Below are 21040 nucleotides of genomic sequence, written 5' to 3' on the forward strand. Positions count from 1 at the left end.
GGAATCAGTACTTGTGCTGCGGTCCTTGGGCTTTCTTGTACAGCGCCTTGAGCATCGCGTCCCGGAAGGGGGCGTTGTCGATCAGCTTGATCCCGGCGTTGGCCACCTGCGGGTACCCCAGCAGCTTGTGGAAGTAGCGGCCGCGCTTGTACTCCCGGCCCCACGCGGCTTCCATGCGCTGCCCGTAGTTGGTGAAGTCGTCGGGCCCGCCGTTCTGCAGCGCCGCGATCGCGCACTCGCCGGCGGCCAGGCCTGACTCCAAGGCCTTCGAGATGCCCGCTCCGGAGGCCGGCTTTCCGGCGCCGAGAGAGTCACCGGTGAAGAGCACGCCGGGCCGCCACGGCGGCCACGCCGTGAAGCCCATCGGCAACCGCCAGGCCCGCACGCTCTTGTTCTTCTTGAGCTCCTCGATCGGCGGGAGTTCCCACTCAGGCGGAAGGGTGCGCAGGAAATCACCGAGAAACTGGGTGGCGTTGATCGACTGCCAGTTCTTGTAACTGTTGACGTAGCCGAGGCCGATGTTGAACACACCGTTGCCCATCGGGAACACCCAGCCGTAACCGGGCAGCTGATCGCCCTGGAACGCCAGCTTCAAATAGATGTCGAGACTGTCCGAGTCGGGCCGGTTGGCAGGCATCTCGGAGCGAATCGCGATCGCCGAGTAGCCGTTGTATTCGGAGTCGATCTTCAGCGCGCGCTTGATCGGGGAGTAGGCGCCGTCGGCGGCGATCACCGCGTCGCCGAAGACTTTCTCGCCGCTCTTTAGCACGACGCCGATGACACGGCCGCGCTCGTCGAGTTCCGGACCGGCGACCTCCGCGCCCTGGCGAACCGTCGCGCCCGCCGATTCGGCGTGCTTGAGCAGCAACGTGTCGAGATGCTCGCGACTGACGGTGTGGCCGTGGTCGGGCATCCCCGGGCGCTTGGGGAACGAAAGCTCCCACTGCGACGGGCTGAAGACCGTCACGCGGTTGACCCGGTGGAAAGTGTTGACCTCGTCAGCCAAGCCCATCTTCTGCAGGTAGCTCACGGCGCGGGCGGTCAGGCCGTCACCGCAGGGCTTGGCCCGCGGAAACTGCGCCTTGTCCAGCACCACCACTTTCGCGCCGGTCTGCGCGGCCTGCCACGCGGCCGCGGATCCTGATGGCCCCCCGCCGGCTACCACCAGGTCGAATCGCTCGGTCACTACGTCTCGTCTCGCTTCGATAATCGGATGCGACGATGCTATCGGAGATCGCCCACCCGCTCTGCCCGGCGATGGCCCGCGTCAGACCGATGTAATAGTCGTCACCCAAGGTCGGCCCTGGTCAGCCTGCGCTGCGGGTACAGTGCTTGACGTGCGCAGAGCGTCCAGATCGCGGTCGGGGTCCGAGCCCGGCAAGGTCGACGCGCGCAGTGAGCGCTGGCGGGAGCACCGCAAGAAGGTGCGCGCCGAGATCGTCGACGCCGCATTCCGGTCGATCGACAAGCACGGCCCCGAGGTGAGCCTGCGCGAGATCGCCGAAGAGGCCGGCACCGCCAAGCCGAAGATCTACCGGCACTTCACCGACAAGTCCGACCTGTTCCAGGCGATCGGCAAGCGGCTGCGCGACATGCTCTGGAGCGCGATTTTCTCGAACATCGACGCCGCCACCGACCCGATGAGGGAGGTCGTCCGCCGTGGCGTGGCCGAGTACGTCAACCTGGTCGAGCAGCACCCCAACGTGCTGCGATTCATGCTGCAGGGGCGGTTCCCGGAACAATCGGAGTCCACGCAGCGCGCGCTCAACGAGGGCCGCGAGATCACCATGGCGTTCGCCGACACGTTCAACAACGAGCTGCGTGGCATGCAGCTCGATCCCGCTGCGCTGCAACTGGCCGCGGCGGCTGCGTTCGGCGCGTGCTCGGCGGCCACCGACTGGTGGCTGGGTCCCGACCCGGACAGCCAGCGCAGGATGCCGACGGACGAGTTCATCAATCACCTGACCACGATCATGCTCGGCACCGTCAACGGCACCGCTGACGTCCTGGGCGTCAACCTCGATCCGGACCGCCCGATTCACGACGCCATGCAGCGCCGCGCCGCCGCCGGCTGAGCGCCGGACATCTAGGCGATACCGACGGTATTGGGTACTTTGGTGGCATGACCGTTGCCGAACCGACCGTCGCCGACACCACCACCGAGCCCGTCCACACCCGGGCGCTCGTCATCGGCACCGGCTTCTCCGGGCTCGGAATGGGGATCGAACTACAGCGGCGCGGCGTCGACTTCCTGATCCTGGAGAAGGCCGACGACGTCGGCGGCACCTGGCGGGACAACAGCTACCCGGGCTGCGCCTGCGACATTCCGGCGCACCTGTATTCGTTCTCCTTCGAGCCCAAGCCGGACTGGACCTACATGTGGTCGCTACAGCCGGAGATCCTCGACTACCTGCGGGGTGTGACCGAGAAGTACGGTCTGCGCCGCTACATCCATTTCGGCGCCCGCGTCGAACGCGCCCACTGGGACGACGCCGAGTTCCGCTGGCATGTCTTCACCGAAGACGGCCGCGAATACATCGCACAATTTCTGATCTCGGGCGCCGGTGCGCTGCACATCCCGTCCATCCCCGATTTCGAGGGCCTCGCCGACTTCGAAGGCGAGGCGTTCCATTCGGCGCAGTGGGACCACGGGGTCGACCTCACCGGCAAGAAGGTCGCCGTCATCGGAACCGGCGCCAGCGCGATTCAGCTCGTCCCGGAGATCGTCGACAAAGTCGGCGCACTGCAGCTCTATCAGCGCACTCCGGCGTGGGTGCTGCCGCGCTCCAACAACCCGATCCCGCAGTGGATGCGCAACGCGTTCGGCACGGTGCCCGGCACCCGGGCGGCTTTGCGTACCGGCATCTACTGGTTCCAGGAAGCCCTCGGCTTCGCGATGACCAAGCGCCCCGAGCTGTTGGTGCTCGGCGAGAAGGCCGGCACGTGGAACATCCGCCACCAGGTCCGCGATCGGGAGCTGCGCCGTCGGCTGACCCCGTCGTATCAGGTCGGCTGCAAGCGAGTCCTGTTCTCCAACAACTACTTCCGTGCCATTGCTAAGCCCCATTCGGAACTGGTGACCGATCGCATCGCCCGGATCACCCCGCACGGGATCGTCACCGAGGACGGCACCGAGCGCGCGGTGGACGTCATCGTGTTCGCGACCGGCTTCCACGTCACGGACTCCTACACCTACGTCGGCATCAAAGGCCCCGGCGGAGAGGACCTGGTGGACCGCTGGAACCGCGAGGGTGTGCAGGCGCACCGCGGGATCACCGTCGCCGACATGCCCAACCTGTTCTTCCTGCTCGGGCCGAACACCGGGCTGGGGCACAACTCGGTGGTCTTCATGATCGAGTCGCAGATCCGCTACGTCGGCCAGGCGATCGGCGCCGTCGACAAGGCCGGGGCGCAGGCGCTGGCGCCGACCCGCTCGGCCCAGAACGCCTTCAACGCCGAGCTGCAGGACGACCTGCAGGGCGCGGTGTGGAGCACCGGCGGCTGCAGCAGCTGGTACCTCGACGAGCACGGGAAGAACCGGACGCTGTGGAGCGGCATGACGTGGCAGTACTGGCTGTCCACCCGGTCGCTGAAGCGCTCGGAATACCGCTTCTCCGGGGTGCGATGAGCCGACACGCCGAGCGCCGCCTCGACGCGCGTCGGACCTGTGGGTTCGACACCGCGGCAACACAAGTTGTTGTGTTGCGGCGCGTTGTCACACCCCAGGGGTAGTGTTTTGGGCGTCAGCCGGAAACGGGGCAAACAGCGTGGTGAAGTGGGGTTTCGGTGAGCGATGGAACGAAGCTGATCGACCGGGCGACGGCGATCAACTGGAACCGTGTCATTGACGAGAAGGACGCGGAAGTCTGGGATCGCTTGACCGGTAACTTCTGGCTGCCGGAGAAGGTGCCGGTATCCAACGACATCCCGTCGTGGGGCACGCTGACCGCCGACGAGAAGCAGCTCACCATGCGCGTCTTCACCGGTCTGACGCTGCTGGACACCATCCAGAGCACGGTCGGCTCGGTCAGCATGATCCCGGATGCGCTCACCCCGCACGAAGAAGCGGTGCTGACCAACATCACGTTCATGGAGTCGGTGCACGCCAAGAGCTACAGCTCGATCTTCTCCACGCTGTGCTCGACTGCCGAGATCGACGAGGCGTTCCGCTGGTCGGAGGAGAACGTCAACCTGCAGCGCAAGGCGCAGATCATCCTCGACTACTACCGCGGCGACGATCCACTGAAGCGCAAGATCGCCTCGGTCTTCCTCGAAGCGTTCCTGTTCTACTCGGGCTTCTACCTGCCGATGTACTGGTCGAGCCGGGCCAAGCTCACCAACACCGCCGACCTGATCCGGCTGATCATCCGCGACGAGGCCGTGCACGCGTACTACATCGGCTACAAGTTCCAGAAGGGCTACGCAGTCCAGACCGACGAGCGCAAGCAGGACCTCAAGGACTACGCCTACGAGCTGCTGTTCGCGTTGTACGAGAACGAGATTGAGTACACCCAGGATCTCTACGACTCGGTCGGGCTGACCGAGGACGTCAAGAAGTACCTGCGCTACAACGCGAACAAGGCGTTGATGAACATGGGCTTCGAGGCGCTGTTCCCGCGCGACGAGACCGAGGTCAACCCGGCGATCCTGTCGGCGCTGTCGCCGAACGCCGACGAGAACCACGACTTCTTCTCCGGTTCGGGCTCCAGCTATGTCATCGGCAAGGCCGTCGTCACCGAAGACGAGGACTGGAACTTCTAGGACCCGGGTGTCCTACCGCGCGGCCTCGTCAACGCCAGAGGCCGTGCGGCAGGGCGGGTTCGACAGCCCCCGCGGCCGAAATCAGGTCGTCGAGGGTGCCAGCGACTTCGACGGCCGCCAGGCGAGCGCACCGACAATCAGCCCGATGAACGGGATCGCGGCCAAGATGGTGCTCAAGGTGGCGCTGCCGCCGGTGACCAGCGTGAAGTTCGACAGCACCAGCCACAGACTTCCCAGCAAGCCGAGCACCGCGATGCCCGGCGCCACACGCGTGGTCCACAGTGAGCCCGTTGCTCGCCCGCGCAGGAAGAACGCGAGCACCGCGATCGACGTGGTGAGCATCAGGACAACCATGCCGACGGTGGCGATGCCCGCCATCGAGCCGAAAACACCGACCAGCGGGTCGATCCCGAGGATCGCCAGCACCCCGACGATGACGGCGGCGGTGACGGTCTGCACCACCGAGGAGAATGCCGGTGACTCGTGGTTGTCGTGCACGTCGGCGAGTTTGGCCGGCAGCAAGCCTTTTCCGGCCAGCACGAACTGGTAGCGCGCGATCACGTTGTGGAAGGACAGCACGCAGGCGAACAGACTGGTCAGCAGCAGCAAGTTGACGATGTCGCGCCCGATGGTCCCCAGCATGTCACCGGCGGTGTCGAGTAGCATATTGCCTTCTCCGGCAAGGGTTTTCTCCGCTGTGGCTGTCACCTGATCGGGCCCGAGGGCGACGACGAACGCCCACACCGTGATGGCGTAGAACGCGCCGATGATGATGACTGCGGCGTAGGTGGCGAGCGGGATGGTGCGTTCCGGATCGCGCGCCTCGTCGCGGAACACGGCGGTGGCCTCGAAGCCGATGAATCCGGTGAGCGCGAACAGGACGGCGATCCCCAGTGTGCCGTGGGTGAAGACGGCGGGATCGAACGAGCTCAACGTGATGCCGGCCGGGCTGGGGTTGGCCACCATCACCACGTCAAGGATGACGACGATGCCGATCTCGAGTGCGAGTGCCACACCAAGGACCTTGGCGCTCAACTCGATGTGCCGGTAGCCGAGCACCGCGACGATCGCCAGAACGACGAATGAGTACACCGGCCATGGGATCACCGGCCCGTTGTAGTGCGTGACAGTGTCGTTGATGGCCCAGCCGATGTAGCCGTAGATGCCCACCTGGATCGCGGTGTAGGCAATCAACGCGACCACCGCGATGCCCTTGCCCATCCGCTCGCCGAGTCCGACTGTCACATAAGAGAAGAATGCCCCGGCCTCGGGTACATGCGGCGTCATGGTGACGAACCCGACGCTGAAAACCAGGAGCACCAGCGCGGCGATCACGAATCCCATCGGGGCGCCCGCGCCGTTTCCCAGTCCCATCGCCAACGGCATGTTGCCGCCGATCACGGTCAGAGGGGCGGCCGCCGCGACGACCATGAACACGATGCCGATCGGTCCGAGGCGCCCGTTCAGGCGGCGCCCTTCGGCCTTGGTGGGTGCGGTCACGAGATCTCCTGAAGTGTTGGGGCAGTGGGGGACAGCGCATGGCGAAGTAGGTCGTGGTCTAGTGCGTGGACGGTGAAACCATTTCGGCCGGTCATAGTGGTGGCCGCGACCATGGCATTGACGATGGCCTCCTCCGTCGCCTCGATGGTCAGGTCGAACAGTCGGGTCATCAGTTGCGGCGCCACCATCCGCAGCGGGATCTCCGGGCGGGACGTCGCCGTGTCCTCGTCCCACGCGTAGGGCGGAATGCCGCGGTTGCCGGTCGAGAACGCCAACATCAGATCCCCGCTGTACTGCTCGCCGCTGCCACCGAGTCGGCTGACGGCCAGAGCGGAGCGTTGGGCCACCCGGGTGCACTGGTGGGGGAGCAAAGGGGCGTCGGTGGCGACGATGACGATGATCGATCCGGACCCGGGTTCGTAGCGCGCGGGCAGTTCGGGAAGAGGCACCTGCGCGGCGCCGATCCGCTCGCCGACCGGCACGCCGTTGATCCGAAGTCGTTCACGCCGACCATGATTCGCCTGCACGAGGACCCCGACGGTGTAGCGCCCGGCGACGGTGTCGGTGACCCTCGAGGCGGTACCGATACCACCTTTGAAGCCGTGGCAGATCATGCCCGTCCCGCCGCCGACGTTGCCTTCGGCGGGCGGCTCACCGCTGGCATCCTCCAGCGCGGACCGCACATGGTCCGGACGCACGTGAAAGCCGTTGATGTCGTTGAGAAGACCGTCGTATGTTTCGCCCACCACGGGCAACGACCAATAAGCGCCTTCGCCGCGGGCCCGCACCTGCGCCGCCACGAGTTCGTCGCGAACCACGCCGACGCTGTGTGTATTGGTCAGGCCGATGGCGGTGGTCAGCTCGCCGGACTCCCGGATCCATTCCAGGCCGGTCAGCTCGCCGCTGCCGTTGAGTCGGTGCGCGCCGGCGAACACCGGTTCGGTCCAAATGTGTTCGTGAGGGATGACGACGGTGACGCCGGTGCGCACGGTGTGCGGATCATCGGAGGTGATGGTGGTGTGCCCCACCCGGACGCCCGCGACGTCGGTGATGGCGTTGTGCGGCCCGGTGGGATGTTCCCCGATGGCTACGCCGAGGTCTCTGGCCCGCATTGTCACGCTCACTTCACCGGTAGTTCTTTTCCTAGTTGGAAAAGAACTATGCGCCGGTGTGACGCAGCACGCAAGAGGAAGTGCAAAATGGGGTGGATCCACCCAGCCCGACGACAGGAGTGGCGCAGGTATGGCACGGCCGAACCGGCAGGTCGAGCGGCGCGGCGACATCATGGATGCCGCCATCGCGCTGATCGAACGCCATGACCTGGCCACCCTCAAGCTTTCCGACGTCGCCTCGGAACTGGGCCTGACCACCAACGCGGTCCGGTACTACTTCAAGGACATGGCGCAGCTGCTGTCGGAGCTGGCTTTGCGCTCCGACGTCCGGTTCTACGATGACCGGCTGCGGCTGCGGACCGAGAGCGACGATCCGTGTCGCCAGCTCGCCCGGACGATCGCTGCCGGTCTGCCGACCGGTCCCGAAGACGCCGAGTGGCGCGCCATCTGGCGGGCGGTGCTGGCCGCCGGATTCGACCTCGACACCCGTCGCGACGTACAGGGGATCTACCACCGTCAGGTCGGTCTCTACACCGATTTGCTGGATGCGGGCGCCCGGTCCGGGGTGTTCCGTCTCAGCGACTCGGCACACGACATCGCGATGACGCTGATGTCCATGGAGGACTACTTCGGTTATCGCATCGTCGCCCGGGATCCAGAGATCAACCGCGCCACAGCCTTTCGGCTCATGCGACGGTATGCCGAACTGGCCACCGGCGCGTCGATCCCGCAGCTCGACTGAAAACGTCAGCCTGCCAGGTTGAATCGTCCTTGGCTGCCGTAGATCGCCAGCGAGATCAGCAACGTCACGGACACCAGCACCACGAGTGAGGTCCGGACGGCGTCACCCGTCGCGACGCCGACACCGGACGGCCCGCCCGAGGCATAGAAGCCAAAATAGGTGTGGATCAACAGGATTGCGATGGCCATCAGGATCGCTTGGACGAACGACCACATCAGGTCGATCGGGCTCAGGAACGTCGAGAAGTAGTGCTCGTAGAGGCCCGCCGACTGCCCCAGCAGCGTGACAGTGGTGTATTGGCTGGCGAGGAACGACAGGATCACCGCGATCGCATACAGCGGCGCGATCGACACCATGCCTGCGACGATCCGGGTGCTGACCAGGAAAACCAGGGACGGGATCGCCATCGCCTCCAGCGCATCGATCTCCTGGTTGACCCGCATCGCCCCCAGTTGGGCGGTGACACCCGCGCCGAAGGTCGCGGCCAACCCGATCCCCGCGACGACGGGTGCCGAGATGCGCACGTTGATGAACGCCGCCAGAAAGCCGGTGAGCGCCTCGATGCCGATGTCGCCCAGCGAACTGTAGCCCTGCACCGCCAACGTGCCGCCGGTGGCGACGGTGAGAAACCCGACGACCACCAGCGTGCCGCCGATCATCGCCAGGACGCCTGCGCCCATGCTGATTTCCGCGATCAGGCGGACGATTTCCGTACGGTAGGAGCGCACTGCGGTCGGAATGCCTGCCATCGCCTTGCCGTAGAACAGCGCCTGATCACCGATGCGGCCGAGGATGAACCACGGGCGCTCCAATGCGCGGGTCACCCGGGGAAAGACCGCCCTATGGGTCATCTACGTTCCGCTCCACCCGTCCAACGTCCGCGCCGAGGCGACGCCACCGTAGGGCCGTTCGTCCCGGTTATCGACACCCAAAGGCTTCATTCGGTTGGGACTGGCGCTTTGAGCTGGCGATTCCATCACGGATGCTGAATGCGTGAACACACCCGAACCGTTCAGCACCGCTGGAGTCGGCGGGGTCCGCATCGCAGCCGACCGCATCGGTGACCCGGATGCGCCGGCCGTCGTGTTTCTGCACGGCGGCGGCCAGACGCGCCGATCGTGGGGCCGGGCCGCTGCAGCAGTTGCCGCCCGCGGCTGGCAGGCGGTCACAGTCGACCTGCGCGGGCATGGCGAGTCCGACTGGTCGCCCGACGGTGACTACCGGGTTGTCAGTTTCGCCAAAGATGTCCTCGAACTCATGCGCCGGCTGCCGCCGCACCCCGTGCTCGTCGGCGCGTCCCTTGGTGGGTTCACCGGCATGCTGCTCGCCGGTGAGATCGCCCCCGATACGCTGCGCGCGCTGGTCCTCGTCGACATCGTTCCGGACATGGATCCCTCAGGCGCCTCGCGAATCCACCAATTCATGTACGACAGAATGGAATCCGGGTTCGCCTCGCTCGACGAGGTGGCCGACATGATTCAGGAGTACAACCCTCATCGCCGCCGTCCCGACGACCTCGACGGTCTTCGCACCAATCTGCGTCACCGCGACGGCCGGTGGTACTGGCACTGGGACCCGAAGTTCATCGACGGCAGCGCGTCGCGCCCACCCATCGAGGTGACCGACGTCGAACGCATCAACGCGGCGGTCGCAGCGATCCTGGCGGGCGGCACCCCAATGCTGCTGGTGCGCGGTCAGATGAGCGATCTCGTCACCCAGGAACGCGCCGACGACTTCCTCGCGCGTTTCCCGCAGATCGAGTTCGTCGACGTCGCGGGCGCCGGTCATATGGTGGCAGGCGATCGCAACGATTTGTTCGCCGACGCGGTCGTGCAATTCCTGGCCGAGTACGCCGTCGACCGGTGAACGCGGTGTGAACCGGGGGAGAACTGTCCCATCGGTGCTGGCGCAGTTCGCACCCAACCGAGAGACTGGGCGGCGTGACCGCTACGTCGCTGTTGAACTCGATCCTGAACTGGCTGCGGGCCGGTTATCCCAACGGGGTGCCCGGTCCTGACCGGGTCCCGTTGCTGGCCTTGTTGCGCTCGACCCCGCTGACCGAAGAGCAGATCAAAGAGGTCGTCGCTCACATCACCGCCGAGGACTCGACTGCGCTCGAGGGCGGGATCGACGAGGACGAGATCGCGGCATTCATCAAGGACGTCAGCCACCACGATGCGGGGCCGGACAACGTCAAGCGGGTGGCGGCAACACTGGCCGCGGCCGGTTGGCCGCTGGCCGGTGTGTCCGAGGACCCCGTCAGCGAGTGATTACTCGCCGCGCAGCGAGCTGGTGTCGATGACGAACCGGTAGCGCACGTCGCTGGCCAGCACCCGCTCGTAGGCTTCGTTGATGTAATCCGGCTCGATGACCTCGATCTCGGGCGCCACGCCATGCTCGGCGCAGAAGTCGAGCATCTCCTGGGTTTCGGGAATGCCGCCGATCATCGAACCCGACAGGCTGCGCCGTCCGCCGGCCAGCGGGAAGGCCGGGACCGCCATGGGGTGCTCCGGGATGCCGAGTTCGACGAGCGTGCCGTCGACCGCCAGCAGTCCCAGGTAGTCACCCATGTCGAGGTTGGCCGAAACCGTGTTCAGGATCAGGTCGAAGTGGCCGGCCAGTTTCTTGAAGGTGTCGGGGTCGCTGGTGGCGTAGTAGGCGTCGGCACCGAGCCGAAGGCCGTCTTCCATCTTCTTCAGCGACTGGCTCAGCACGGTCACCTCGGCGCCCATCGCGTGCGCGAGCTTCACGCCCATGTGGCCGAGACCGCCGAGGCCGATGATGGCCACCTTCTTGCCGGGGCCTGCGTTCCAGTGGCGCAGCGGAGAGAACAGCGTGATGCCGGCGCACAGCAGCGGAGCCGCCGCATCCAAGGCGATGCTGTCGGGGATACGCAGGACGTAGTCCTCGTCGACGACGATCTCGCCGCTGTATCCGCCGTAGGTGGGCTCACCGTCGCGACCGACGGCGTTGTAGGTGCCCACCATGCCGGTGCCGGTGCAGTACTGCTGCAGGCCGGCCTTGCAGTTGTCGCACTCGCGGCAGGAGTCGACGAAGCAGCCGACGCCGACGTGGTCACCGACCTTGTATTTGGTCACCTCACTACCGACCTCGGTCACCACACCGGCGATCTCATGGCCCGGTACGACGGGGTAATTAGGTTGTCCCCATTCGGCTTTCACCGTATGGATGTCGGAGTGACAGATTCCGGCGAAGTGGATGTCGAACCGGACGTCAGTCGGGCCGACGTCGCGACGGGTGACGGTGGTCTTGGTAAGCGGCTCGGTTGCCGACGTGGCGGCGTAAGCGGTGACTGTGCTCATCGTGTCCTCTTTGATCGCGTTTCAGGCAGCACTGATCGATTCAGCGTTTTGAGTGCAAGTTGGGTCGCAACGTTGCGACCAAGAGGCATAACCCCTCGGGGCGAGTGCCTAATCCCGACGTGACGAGGTTTACAGCCCGGCTGCGCGAACCCCGCCGTTGAACGATAACCGCTGATAGCTGACCACGCCCGCCAGCGTGTACGGGTCGCGGTCGATGATGCTCTGGGCGTCTTCGGTGCTGATATCCGCGGTGATCAGCACACCGCCGGTACCCGTCTCCAGGCGCCCGGCGAGCAGCAGACGCCCGGCCTCGACCTCGTCGTTCAGAAACGCCAGATGCGCCGGCCGGGTTTGGTCGACGACGTCGAGCGGCTTCTCGTAAGTGATCGTCAGCACGTGGAACACGGGTCTGAACGCTACACGTGGCCTCCGAGTTTCACGTTTTGTCGCGTCGCACTCGCACTTCTGCGGCGAAACGTGAAATTCGGCGATGGAGGGCTAGTTGATCGGTGCGTTGAGCCAGCGAAGGTCGTCGAGGATGCCGCGCGCGGCGACCAGACCCTGACCGGTCTGCCATATCTCGTTGTTGACCACGAAGACGCGGTTGTCGCGGTTGGCCGACAACTTCCGCCACGGCGCGCTGTCCAGGACCGCGGGCGCCCGATCCTTAGCCGCCGGCGAGGCGAACGACAGATAGATGATGTCGCCGTCGGCGGCGGAGAGGTCCGGTGACCGGTCCAGATCGGCATTGGAAATCCCGATCTCGATGTACGGCTTATCGGTAAACCGTTGTGCTGCAGGGCGATCCACTCCGACGTCGGCCAACACCGACGCCGGGAAATTCGCCGCGCCATACACCCGCATCGTGGTGTCGGTGAATTGGACGATGGAGGCCTGGAAGTGCGGAGCGTCGTTGGCGCCACCCTTCTGTTTGGCCTGCTCGGTGAACCCGCCGATCAGATCGGCCGCGGCCTGGGCTCGTCCGGTCGCCGCGCCGACGGTGCGCAGGTTGTCCTGCCACTTGGCGCCGGGGGCGTCGGCGAACACGGTCGGAGCGATGGCGGTCAGCTCCGGCAGGGACTGCGGCGTCAACGCCTGCGAGCCGAGAATCAGGTCAGGTTTGGCGGCCGCGATTGCGCTGAGGTCCGGTGCGCTGCGGGTGCCGGCTGCGGGCACGTTATGGATAACGGTGCCCAGATACGACGGCTGGCTGGTGGATCCGTCGGGCAGGGCGGCCGCCACGATCCGCGTCTGTAGCCCCAGCGCGCACAGCGCGTCGAGCTCGTCGCCGGCCAGCACCACGATGCGTTGAGGGTCCGGCGCGGCCGGGTCGAGGCGGGCCGGCTCGGGTGCACACGATTCGTCGGGCCGGCGCTGATTACCCAGCACACCTGCGCTCGCGATCTTGGTGGTGCTGGTGACCGGGGACGGTACCCCCGGCTGCGCGGCCTTCGGCGGGGTTGTGGAGCACCCGCTGGCGACTGTCATGGCGACCGCGGCCAGCACCGCGCCGGCGGCCATCACGACACCCGCACGCCCACCACCGATCAGCACGACGCCGACGGTAACACCTGGCTGTCGTAGGGTGGCTGAGCTGCGGCTCAAGGTGTACCGGTGACAAATACGACAGAATGTAGGACCCACAGCCCATTGGCGGCGACGGGCGGCTAGGATCAACTACACGTTCTCGGCGCGCTAACGATTTTTGGAGGACAGTTGACTGCCGTTGTGCCTTCGCAGGGGGAACTCGAGGCCACTCGACCCGCACCTGCACGGATGGGTCCCAAGGGCAACCTGATCTACAAGCTGGTCACGACGACCGATCACAAGCTGATCGGCATCATGTACTGCGTCGCCTGCTTCGTTTTCTTCTTCATGGGTGGCTTGATGGCGCTGTTCATTCGCGCCGAGCTGGCCGTGCCGGGGCTTCAGTTCTTGTCGAATGAGCAGTACAACCAGCTGTTCACCATGCACGGCACGGCGATGTTGCTGTTCTATGCGACGCCGATCGTGTTCGGTTTCGCCAACCTTGTGCTGCCGCTGCAGATCGGCGCCCCCGACGTGGCGTTCCCGCGGCTGAACGCGCTCTCGTTCTGGCTGTTCGTCTTCGGTGCGATGATCGCGCTGGCCGGATTCATCACCCCGGGTGGCGCCGCCGACTTCGGCTGGACCGCCTACACCCCGCTCTCGGACGCGATGCACAGCCCCGGCGCCGGTGGTGACCTGTGGATTCTGGGTCTGGCCGTCGGTGGTCTGGGCACCATCCTCGGTGGCGTAAACATGATCACCACGGTGGTCTGCATGCGCGCCCCGGGCATGACCATGTTCCGGATGCCGATCTTCACCTGGAACATCTTCGTGACCTCGATCCTGGTCCTGGTGGCCTTCCCGCTGCTGACCGCGGCGCTGTTCGGCCTGGCTGCCGACCGCCACCTGGGTGCACACATCTATGACCCCGCCAACGGCGGAACGATGCTGTTCCAGCACCTGTTCTGGTTCTTCGGGCACCCCGAGGTGTACATCATCGCGCTGCCGTTCTTCGGCATCGTGACCGAGATCTTCCCGGTGTTCTCCCGTAAGCCGGTGTTCGGTTACACCACCCTGATCTACGCGACGATCAGCATCGCGGCGCTGTCAGTGGCGGTGTGGGCGCACCACATGTATGTCACCGGCGCGGTCCTGCTGCCGTTCTTCTCGTTCATGACGTTCCTGATCGCGGTGCCCACCGGTATCAAGTTCTTCAACTGGATCGGCACGATGTGGAAGGGCCGGCTGACATTCGAGACGCCGATGCTGTTCTCGATCGGCTTCCTGGTGACGTTCCTGCTCGGTGGCCTCTCCGGCGTGCTGCTGGCCAGCCCGCCGCTGGACTTCCACGTCAGCGACAGCTACTTCGTGATCGCCCACTTCCACTACGTGCTGTTCGGCACGATCGTGTTCGCGACCTACGCCGGAATCTACTTCTGGTTCCCGAAGATGACCGGCCGCCTGCTCGACGAGCGGCTGGGCAAGGTGCACTTCTGGCTGACGTTCATCGGCTTCCACACCACGTTCCTGGTGCAGCACTGGCTCGGTGACGAGGGCATGCCCCGCCGCTACGCCGATTACCTGCCGTCGGACGGCTTCGAGACGCTGAACATCGTGTCGACCATCGGCGCGTTCATCCTCGGTGTGTCGGTGCTGCCGTTCGTGTGGAACATCTTCAAGAGCTGGCGGTACGGCGAGGTCGTCACGGTCGACGATCCGTGGGGTTACGGCAACTCGCTGGAGTGGGCCACCTCGTGCCCGCCGCCGCGGCACAACTTCAGCGAGTTGCCCCGGATCCGTTCGGAGCGTCCGGCTTTCGAGCTGCATTACCCGCACATGATCGAGCGGATGCGTGCGGAGGCGCACGTCGGGCGTGCACACGGCCCCGACGACGGCGACGTCACGCGTCTCGATGACGAGCACGTCCGCACCTAACTCGGGATCCGCAACCTTCCGGGTATGACCATGTCCAAGGTGTCGGTGCTGATCACCGTCACCGGTGTCGACCAGCCAGGTGTCACCTCGGCACTGTTCGAAGTGTTGGCGCGCCATGCGGTGGATCTTCTCAACGTCGAGCAGGTGGTGATCCGCGGGCGGCTGACGCTCGGTGTGCTGGTTTCGGGCGAAGCCAGCGTGGCCGACGGCGTACTGCTGCGCGACGACGTCACGACTGCGATTCATCGCGTCGGGCTGGACGTCACGATCGAACGCAGCGACGACAGCCCGATCATCCGTGAGCCGTCCACTCACACCATCGTGGTGCTCGGGCGGCCCATCACGGCGGCGGCCTTCGGTGTGGTGGCTCGCGAGGCTGCCGCGCTCGGGGTCAACATCGACTTCATCCGCGGCGTCTCCGACTACCCGGTGACCGGGCTCGAGTTGCGGGTATCGGTTCCCGCCGGTGTGGGTGGAGATCTGCGCACGGTTCTCGCGCGGGTGGCGTCGGAGCAGGGCTTGGACATCGCCGTCGAGAACTACAGCCTGGAGCGACGGGCCAAGCGGCTCATCGTGTTCGATGTCGACTCCACGCTCATCCAGGGTGAGGTCATCGAGATGCTGGCCGCCCATGCCGGCGCTGAGGAGGCGGTCGCCGCCGTCACCGAGGCGGCCATGCGGGGCGAACTGGACTTCGCCGAATCACTGCACCGCCGGGTGGAGACCTTGGCCGGCCTGCCCGCCGAGGTGCTCGACGAGGTCGCCGAGCAGATCGAGCTGACCCCCGGCGCGCGTACCACGATCCGGACGTTGCGGCGGCTGGGCTTTCACTGCGGCGTGGTCTCCGGCGGCTTCCGTCAGGTGATCGACCCGTTGGCGCACGAACTGATGCTGGACTTCGTGGCCGCCAACGAACTCGAGATCGTCGACGGCAAGCTGACCGGACGGGTCGTCGGCGAGGTCGTCGACCGCGCCGGAAAAGCCAAGGCGCTGCGCGACTTTGCGCGTCAGGTCGGTGTTCCGATGGAGCAGACCGTAGCGGTCGGCGACGGAGCCAACGACATCGACATGCTGGCCGCCGCCGGCCTCGGGGTGGCGTTCAACGCCAAGCCCGCGCTGCGGGCGGTTGCCGACACCTCGCTGAGCCACCCTTACCTGGACACGGTGTTGTTCATTCTTGGCATCACCCGCGCTGAGATCGAGGCGGCGGACGCCGTCGACGGTGTGCTCCGCCGGGTCGAGATCCCGCCCGAGTAGGTAGGCCTTCGTCGAGATCGACGTGGCGGCTGAATTCAGCCGCTCGGCGCGCTCACGCGCGGTCGACAGTAACCCCACGGCGGACATCAGCGTGGATTCCCGCCATGGCGTTACTGTCGGCGCACACGGTGTGCGCTCAGGCCAGTAGTTCCGTCCCTAGATCACCACGGCCGTCGACTCGACGGTCGCCGAGCCGGTGATGCTGCGCCACGCCCGGCCGAGCAGCTCGATGGCCTGCGTCAGCTCGTCCTCGGGCAGCGCGAACGGAACACGGACAAAACGCTCCAGTGTGCCGTCCACCCCGAAGCGGGGTCCGGGCGGCAACTCGACGCCGAGCCGGGAGGCGGACGCGCACATCGCCGAACTCACCGGAGCGGGCAGCTGCACCCACAGCGACATGCCGCCGGTGCCCGGCAGTGGACGCCACTCTGGCAGGTGTTGCTCAAGCAGTTCGAGTAGCAGCGTCCGTCGCCCGCGCAAAATCTCCCGACGTTCGGGCAATACCTCGTCGGCCTGATGCGTGAGAAGCCTTGCCGCAGCGAGCTGTTCGACCACCGAGGTGCCCAGGTCGATCGACGGGCGGACAGCCCGGATGGTGGCGAGCACGCTCGGCTCGGCGCGGATCCAGCCGATGCGCATCCCGCCCCAGAACGACTTCGACATCGATCCGATCGTGATCATCAGGTCGGTGCGCGCACTCATCCAAGCGGCGACCGGCGGCGGCACCGGCTCGTCGATCCAGACGTCGGTGAGCGTTTCGTCGACCACCGTGCGGGTGCGTGTCTCGGCGACGATGTCGCAAATTCGCTTGCGGTCCGCCGGCGGCATCGAGAACCCTGTCGGATTGTGATTGTCAGGCACCAGATAGGCCAGAGTCGGGGCGAGTTGTCGTACCGCGGCGTGCAGGGCGTCGAGTTCCCAACCCTCCCTTGTCATTGCCACCGGCACGGGCCGGGCGCCCGCGGTCGCGATCGCGCTGAGCGCCCCGTGATAGGTGGGCTGCTCGACGAGTACGCGATCACCGGGCTGCACGTAGGTCGCCAGGATCAACGCAATCGCGTGCTGGGCGCCGCTGGTGACCATGATTTGGTCGGCCTCGGTGGGAAGCCCTCTGGCGCAATAGCGTTCGGCGATCGCTGTGCGGAAGGGCACGATCCCGCGCATGTCGTGACCGGTCTGCTGCAGGTAACCGGCGGATTCGCGGGCTGCCTCGGCGAAGGCGTCCTGCACCGCGCTGGCCGGGGCGGCCAGAGCGGCCGCCGCCAGGTTGATCGCGGCCGGTGTCGCGCTCGGCACACTGACCGGGGTGTGGGGGAGCGCAACTGTGCTGCGGGCGCCGCGGCGGGCATGCAGGTAGCCGCTCTCGCCCAGTTCCGCATACGCGGCTGTGACGGTGGTCCGCGAGACCCGCAGCGCTTCGGCCAGCACGCGCTCGCTGGGCAGCCGCGAACCGACCGGCAGCCGGCCGTCGACGATCAGCATCCGCAGCCCGTCGGCCAACGCCTGGTAGCTGGGGCCACTTCTGCTGGAGGTACGCCAGTTGCCCAACTCTCGGACCAAAAGGTCCGGGTCGAGAGTTCTGGCCTTCATCGTCGTCGCCATTTGCAAGCCAGTATGAGTCAACTGGCTATTGATGAGCAAGCCAGTCCGTCGGAAGTATGGTTCACATGAGTACCTGGTTTTCTCGAGTGGCCTCCCGCCTCGCGACCCTCCTCGACCCCGGCCACGGCCCGTGGAATCCGTCCTCGACAGGATGGGACGACGTCGACGCCGACGCGCGCCGGATGCGCGCGGATCTCGACGCACTGCGCGTGCGGTTCTCCGACCACCGGTGAGTGCGGCGCTGCGCGGGTTCGCCCTGCTGACCGGCCTCACCGGCTACGGCCTTTCGATGGCGATGATGGTGCGCGCCGGGCTCGGCCTCGATCCGTGGGACGTGTTCCACCAGGGGCTGACCCGGCACACACCGATGACCATCGGGGTGGCCTCGGCGGTGGTCGGTGTCGTTGTGTTACTGGCCTGGATCCCGTTGCGCAACAGGCCCGGTATCGGCACGGTCGCCAACGTCGTCGTCATCGCGGTCACCGTCGACGCCGGACTGGCCGTGCTGACCGCACCCGAGTCGGTACCGGCCCGAATCGCCCTGATGCTGGGAGCGGTTCTGCTCAACGCGGTGTCGACGGTGCTGTACGTGGGCGCCGGTCTTGGGCCAGGTCCCCGTGACGGCCTGATGACGGGACTGGTTGCGCGGACCGGTGTTTCGGTACGCGTGGTGCGCACCGCGATCGAAGCCACCGTGCTGGCGGTGGGCTGGCTGCTGGGCGGGAGCGTGGGAGTCGGGACCGTCATCTACGCCTTTGGCATCGGGCCGATGGTGCAGCTGGTCCTGCGCGTCACCCCGAAACCCGTCCTGGCTGCGAGCGGGTGGGCGAACATCCTCGAGAAGAGTCGAAAACGCAGCGACCCCAGGCGTGCAGACGCCGGTGAATACGGCACGATGGTGCAGTGCCCGATGCCGCCGACGAGGTCGACCCCGACCTGCTGATCGACTTCCGGAAAGTATCGCTGCGCCGCGGGGGCCGGGTCCTGGTCGGACCCATCACCTGGCAGGTCGAACTCGACGAACGCTGGGTCGTGATCGGCCCCAACGGTGCAGGCAAGACCTCGCTGCTGCGGATGGCGGCCGCGATGGAACATCCGTCGTCCGGCATCGCCTATGTGCTCGCCGAGCGGCTGGGCCGCACCGACATGGCCGAGTTGCGCCAGCGCGTGGGGCTGAGCAGCGCGGCACTCGCGCAACGGGTGCCCGACGACGAACTGGTCCGCGATCTGGTCGTCTCGGCCGGGTACGCCGTGTTGGGCCGGTGGCGGGAGAACTACGACGAGATCGACTACGCCCGTGCCGTGGACACGTTGGAGAGCGTCGGCGCCGAACATCTGGCCGATCGGACCTACGGCACGCTGTCGGAGGGTGAACGCAAACGGGTGCTCATCGCCCGCTCGCTGATGACCGACCCCGAGTTGCTCCTGCTCGACGAGCCCGCAGCCGGGCTGGATCTCGGCGGCCGCGAAGAGCTGGTGGCCCGGCTGGCCGATCTTGCCGCCGACCCCGATGCACCCGCGCTGGTGCTGGTCACCCACCACGTCGAGGAGATCCCGCCGGGCTTCAGCCACTGCCTGATCCTGTCCGAGGGCCAGGTGGTGGCCGGTGGACTGCTGCGTGACACCCTGACGGCGGAGAACCTGTCCACCGCATTCGGGCAATCGATTGCGCTGGATGTCATCGACGGCCGCTACTTCGCCCGACGCGTGCGGAGTCGCGCGGCCCACAGGAGGCGCTGATGAGCGACAAACCCGAACCGCTGCCGGTCCGCCCGGCGGCCACGGTCATGCTGATCCGCGACACCCCCGCGGACGGCGTCGAGGTCTTCCTGATGCGCCGGCACCGCGCGATGGAGTTCGCCGGCGGGGTCATGGTGTTCCCGGGCGGCGGTGTCGACGACCGCGACCGCAACTCCGACATCGACTGGTACGGGCCTGGCCCGGACTGGTGGGCCACCCGCTTCGGCATCGACGAGGACCTCGCCGAAGCGCTGGTGTGCGCGGCGGCCCGCGAGACGTTCGAGGAGTCCGGCGTGTTGTTCGCCGGGCCTGCCGACGATCCGGACGGCATCGTCGCCGATGCGTCGGTCTATCGCGAGGCGCGCGGGGCCCTTGTCGACCGGAGCCTGTCGTTCTCGGACTTCCTGCGCCGGGAGAAGCTGGTACTGCGTGCCGACCTGCTGCGACCGTGGGCCAACTGGGTCACCCCCGAAGAGGAGCGCACCCGCCGCTACGACACCTATTTCTTCGTCGGCGCCCTGCCCGAAGGCCAGCGGGCCGACGGCCACAACACCGAATCCGATCAGGCGGCCTGGACCAGTCCGGAGGCTGCCATCGAGGACTTCGCCGGCGGGCGGTCCTTCCTGCTGCCGCCGACCTGGACGCAACTGGACTCGCTGGCCGGGCGCAGCGTCGACGAGGTGTTGACGCTGGAGCGTCAGATCGTGGTCGTTCAGCCCAATCTGGCTGTGCACGAGGGTAATTGGGAGATCGAGTTCTTCAACAGCGATCGATACAACGAGGCCCGTAATCGGCGTAGCCCATCGGGTTACGGGGGGTAGGCCGTGCGCGAGTTCGTCAGCATCCACGTCGGCGAGCAGCACCCCCGAGTCGGCGTGCTGCTGGTGTCACGCCCACCGACCAACGCGCTGACCAGGCAGACGTACCGCGAGCTCATCGATGCGGCCGCCGAGGTGGCCCAGCGCGCCGACATCGCGACGCTGATCCTGTTCGGTGGCCACGAGATCTTCTCCGCCGGCGACGACGTCCCCGAACTGCGCACGCTGAACCGCGCTGAGGCCGAGCACGCCGACCTGCTGCGCCGCGATGCGCTCGATGCGGTGGCAGCGATTCCCAAGCCGACGGTCGCGGCGATCACCGGCTACGCGTTGGGCGCCGGGTTGAGCCTGGCGCTGGCCGCCGACTGGCGGGTCAGCGGTGACAACGTCAAGCTGGGCGCCACCGAAGTCCTGGCCGGCCTGGTGCCCGGCGGTGGCGGAGCCCAGCGGCTGGCCGGCGCAATCGGGCCGGCGCGGGCCAAGGAACTGGCGTTCAGCGGCCGGTTCGTCGACGCCAAGGAGTCACTGGCGCTCGGACTCATCGACGAGATGGTGGCCCCCGACCATGTCTTTGACGCCGCCGCGGCGTGGGCGGGCCGGTTCGTCGACGCCGAGCCGAGCGCGCTGGCGGGCGCCAAAGCCCTCATCGACGGCCGGCTCGACGCCCGTGAGCAGGCCGAACGCTACGGTGAGGTCTTCGCCACCGGCGATGGCGGTTAGGCT

General features: G+C 66.6%; 21 protein-coding genes. 13 read left to right on the plus strand and 8 right to left on the minus strand.

What is annotated here, in order from left to right; translation table 11 throughout:
• Window positions 1–4 precede the first annotated feature (4 nt).
• Window positions 5–1186, minus strand: a complete 1182-nt coding sequence (locus tag BST42_RS00825; RefSeq protein ID WP_083116671.1) for a geranylgeranyl reductase family protein — start codon at window positions 1184–1186, stop codon at window positions 5–7.
• A 151-nt stretch (window positions 1187–1337) separates the two neighbouring features.
• Between BST42_RS00825 and BST42_RS00830 the strand changes: the two genes are divergently transcribed.
• The 3 genes from BST42_RS00830 to nrdF all read left to right on the plus strand — a co-directional run bounded on the left by BST42_RS00830 (window position 1338) and on the right by nrdF (window position 4761).
• A complete protein-coding gene (locus BST42_RS00830) occupies window positions 1338–2075 on the plus strand; it encodes a TetR/AcrR family transcriptional regulator (RefSeq protein WP_083116672.1) in 738 nt (245 codons plus the stop codon).
• Window positions 2076–2122: 47 nt separating this feature from the next.
• On the plus strand, window positions 2123–3628 hold the full coding sequence (locus BST42_RS00835; protein ID WP_083116673.1) for a flavin-containing monooxygenase: 1506 nt from the start codon (window positions 2123–2125) through the stop codon (window positions 3626–3628).
• Window positions 3629–3786: 158 nt separating this feature from the next.
• Window positions 3787–4761 (plus strand): class 1b ribonucleoside-diphosphate reductase subunit beta, encoded by a 975-nt coding sequence (gene nrdF, locus BST42_RS00840; RefSeq protein ID WP_083116674.1) that lies wholly within the window; start codon window positions 3787–3789, stop codon window positions 4759–4761.
• Window positions 4762–4842: 81 nt separating this feature from the next.
• Here the strand turns inward: nrdF and BST42_RS00845 are convergent, their stop codons facing one another.
• Together BST42_RS00845 and BST42_RS00850 are read right to left on the minus strand one after the other, a co-directional pair.
• Window positions 4843–6192, minus strand: coding sequence for an APC family permease (locus BST42_RS00845; RefSeq protein ID WP_110918447.1), 1350 nt, complete (start codon window positions 6190–6192; stop codon window positions 4843–4845).
• A 65-nt stretch (window positions 6193–6257) separates the two neighbouring features.
• Window positions 6258–7373, minus strand: coding sequence for a DmpA family aminopeptidase (locus BST42_RS00850; RefSeq protein WP_083116676.1), 1116 nt, complete (start codon window positions 7371–7373; stop codon window positions 6258–6260).
• Between the two features lie 130 nt (window positions 7374–7503).
• Here BST42_RS00850 and BST42_RS00855 point away from each other — a divergent pair, with 130 nt between their 5' ends.
• Window positions 7504–8115, plus strand: coding sequence for a TetR/AcrR family transcriptional regulator (locus BST42_RS00855; RefSeq protein ID WP_083116677.1), 612 nt, complete (start codon window positions 7504–7506; stop codon window positions 8113–8115).
• A 5-nt stretch (window positions 8116–8120) separates the two neighbouring features.
• On the opposite strand, the gene BST42_RS00860 is transcribed toward BST42_RS00855, so the two are convergent.
• Window positions 8121–8966 (minus strand): MlaE family ABC transporter permease, encoded by an 846-nt coding sequence (locus BST42_RS00860; protein ID WP_083116678.1) that lies wholly within the window; start codon window positions 8964–8966, stop codon window positions 8121–8123.
• Window positions 8967–9108: 142 nt separating this feature from the next.
• On the opposite strand from BST42_RS00860, the gene BST42_RS00865 reads away from it, so the two are divergent.
• On the plus strand, window positions 9109–9981 hold the full coding sequence (locus BST42_RS00865) for an alpha/beta fold hydrolase (protein WP_110918419.1): 873 nt from the start codon (window positions 9109–9111) through the stop codon (window positions 9979–9981).
• 74 nt (window positions 9982–10055) lie between these two features.
• A complete protein-coding gene (locus tag BST42_RS00870; RefSeq protein ID WP_083116680.1) occupies window positions 10056–10385 on the plus strand; it encodes a DUF3349 domain-containing protein in 330 nt (109 codons plus the stop codon).
• Here BST42_RS00870 and BST42_RS00875 read toward each other — a convergent pair whose 3' ends face one another.
• The 3 genes from BST42_RS00875 to BST42_RS00885 all read right to left on the minus strand — a co-directional run bounded on the left by BST42_RS00875 (window position 10386) and on the right by BST42_RS00885 (window position 12992).
• Window positions 10386–11438: an NAD(P)-dependent alcohol dehydrogenase gene (locus BST42_RS00875; protein ID WP_083116681.1), complete on the minus strand. Its 1053-nt coding sequence runs from the start codon at window positions 11436–11438 to the stop codon at window positions 10386–10388.
• Window positions 11439–11567: 129 nt separating this feature from the next.
• Window positions 11568–11843 (minus strand): YciI family protein, encoded by a 276-nt coding sequence (locus BST42_RS00880; protein ID WP_083116682.1) that lies wholly within the window; start codon window positions 11841–11843, stop codon window positions 11568–11570.
• 93 nt (window positions 11844–11936) lie between these two features.
• A complete protein-coding gene (locus tag BST42_RS00885; RefSeq protein WP_237159151.1) occupies window positions 11937–12992 on the minus strand; it encodes an iron-siderophore ABC transporter substrate-binding protein in 1056 nt (351 codons plus the stop codon).
• Window positions 12993–13214: 222 nt separating this feature from the next.
• Between BST42_RS00885 and ctaD the strand changes: the two genes are divergently transcribed.
• Together ctaD and serB are read left to right on the plus strand one after the other, a co-directional pair.
• Window positions 13215–14900, plus strand: a complete 1686-nt coding sequence (gene ctaD, locus BST42_RS00890; RefSeq protein WP_083116683.1) for an aa3-type cytochrome oxidase subunit I — start codon at window positions 13215–13217, stop codon at window positions 14898–14900.
• A gap of 24 nt (window positions 14901–14924) precedes the next feature.
• The gene (serB, locus tag BST42_RS00895; protein WP_083116684.1) at window positions 14925–16157 is read left to right on the plus strand and encodes a phosphoserine phosphatase SerB; all 1233 of its coding nucleotides are present in this window, start codon (window positions 14925–14927) and stop codon (window positions 16155–16157) included.
• Window positions 16158–16313: 156 nt separating this feature from the next.
• On the opposite strand, the gene yczR is transcribed toward serB, so the two are convergent.
• Entirely contained in the window at window positions 16314–17759 is a 1446-nt protein-coding gene (yczR, locus tag BST42_RS00900) for a MocR-like transcription factor YczR (RefSeq protein ID WP_083116685.1), read from the minus strand.
• A 65-nt stretch (window positions 17760–17824) separates the two neighbouring features.
• On the opposite strand from yczR, the gene BST42_RS29505 reads away from it, so the two are divergent.
• From BST42_RS29505 to BST42_RS00920, 5 genes are read left to right on the plus strand one after another with little or no spacing between them, the layout of a single operon-like run.
• Window positions 17825–17992 (plus strand): hypothetical protein, encoded by a 168-nt coding sequence (locus BST42_RS29505; RefSeq protein ID WP_096310941.1) that lies wholly within the window; start codon window positions 17825–17827, stop codon window positions 17990–17992.
• Window positions 17993–18048: 56 nt separating this feature from the next.
• Entirely contained in the window at window positions 18049–18702 is a 654-nt protein-coding gene (yczE, locus tag BST42_RS00905; protein WP_237159204.1) for a membrane protein YczE, read from the plus strand.
• The gene (locus BST42_RS00910) at window positions 18663–19499 is read left to right on the plus strand and encodes an ABC transporter ATP-binding protein (protein WP_083116687.1); all 837 of its coding nucleotides are present in this window, start codon (window positions 18663–18665) and stop codon (window positions 19497–19499) included. The genes yczE and BST42_RS00910 overlap by 40 nt, the downstream gene beginning before the upstream one ends.
• Window positions 19499–20320 carry an NUDIX hydrolase gene (locus tag BST42_RS00915; protein WP_083116688.1) on the plus strand — a complete coding sequence of 274 codons (822 nt, stop codon included), beginning with the start codon at window positions 19499–19501 and terminating at the stop codon, window positions 20318–20320. Before BST42_RS00910 ends, BST42_RS00915 begins: the two co-directional genes overlap by 1 nt.
• A 3-nt stretch (window positions 20321–20323) precedes the next feature.
• Window positions 20324–21037 carry an enoyl-CoA hydratase gene (locus BST42_RS00920; RefSeq protein ID WP_083116689.1) on the plus strand — a complete coding sequence of 238 codons (714 nt, stop codon included), beginning with the start codon at window positions 20324–20326 and terminating at the stop codon, window positions 21035–21037.
• Window positions 21038–21040 lie beyond the last annotated feature (3 nt).

It is taken from the genome of Mycolicibacterium rhodesiae (genome assembly GCF_002086695.1).
In the GTDB taxonomy this organism is placed as follows: Bacteria; Actinomycetota; Actinomycetes; order Mycobacteriales; family Mycobacteriaceae; genus Mycobacterium; species Mycobacterium rhodesiae.